The organism is Psychrobacter sp. A3, from assembly GCF_028823565.1.
In the GTDB taxonomy this organism is placed as follows: domain Bacteria; phylum Pseudomonadota; class Gammaproteobacteria; order Pseudomonadales; family Moraxellaceae; genus Psychrobacter; species Psychrobacter celer.
The window spans coordinates 1-962 of sequence record NZ_JAPEHS010000163.1 but is presented as its reverse complement, the minus strand read 5'-3'; the positions used below and the strand labels follow the sequence as shown (position 1 = coordinate 962).

General features: G+C 50.2%; 1 protein-coding gene and 1 pseudogene. Both read left to right on the top strand.

The window, feature by feature from the left end; all coding sequences use genetic code 11:
- Positions 1–474 (top strand): AAA family ATPase (locus tag NK638_RS12295; RefSeq protein WP_274633234.1); only part of this gene is annotated, 474 nt, incomplete at its 5' end.
- 84 nt (positions 475–558) lie between these two features.
- A pseudogene (locus NK638_RS12290) lies at positions 559–962 on the top strand (hypothetical protein); the annotation flags it as partial.

Here is a 962-nt window from a genome sequence, read left to right as displayed (position 1 = left end):
TATCCACTTCCTGAGTCGCAGCTCGACAGGTTTTTGCTGTGTATCTCGCTTGGCTATCCATCACCTGCCGCTGAGCGTGAGCTTTTGCAAGGTCAAGATCGCCGCGAGCTACTCAAAGGCTTGTCTGCTGTACTTGATACCGAGGCGGTATTATTGGCGCAGCAGGGTGTCAAGCACGTGTATGTGGCTGATGTGGTCTTGGACTATCTACAGCGGCTGGTCGCAAAGACACGCGCCAGCTCGGAGTATCATGGCCTTTCACCACGTGGTGTGCTGTCGCTACAGCGAGCGGCGCAGGCTTATGCGTATATATCAGGGCATATGGAGGTGACACCAGAGGACATCCAAGCCGTGTTTGCTGCCGTCACCGATCATCGCCTTGGTCAGCGTTTTGTGCCCGCGCATGTGACTGGTGGACAAGCGATGCAGACCATCGCCCAACGTATTTTGGCTGAGGTGGCTGTTATTGTTTGACCGTCTGTTTACTTATAATAGACTCACTTCTAAAGCTGCTCGTTTATTAGCGATAAGACGGTTAATTTTGAGGATAGGGTCGTTATGAGTCTGTTGCCAAATGCCTTTACTGTACCAGCGAACTCTGCACTACGCCGCTGGTTTGCCGCGCGTGCGCCCAAAAGCGATAGCGCCACCCTCACGCTGCGTAATGTCTATATTTTTTTTAGTCGTGAAGGCCTGCTGTTTGCTGTTTTGTTAATCATTACTTTTATCGCTGGCATCAATTATGGCAACAACTTGGTGCTGGGTTTGTGCTTTTATTTGGTTAGCGTTTGGCTTATCAGCTTTCATGTGACCTTTGCCCATATTTCAGGTCTCAAGGTGCAATTGATAGATGTCACTATGGCAGAGGCAGGTGCGCCTGTTTGGGTGACCTTAAAGCTGATTAGTGAGAGCCGCCAACCAAGACGGCAGCTATTATTTGGCTTTGAGCAGGTAGAGAGCAA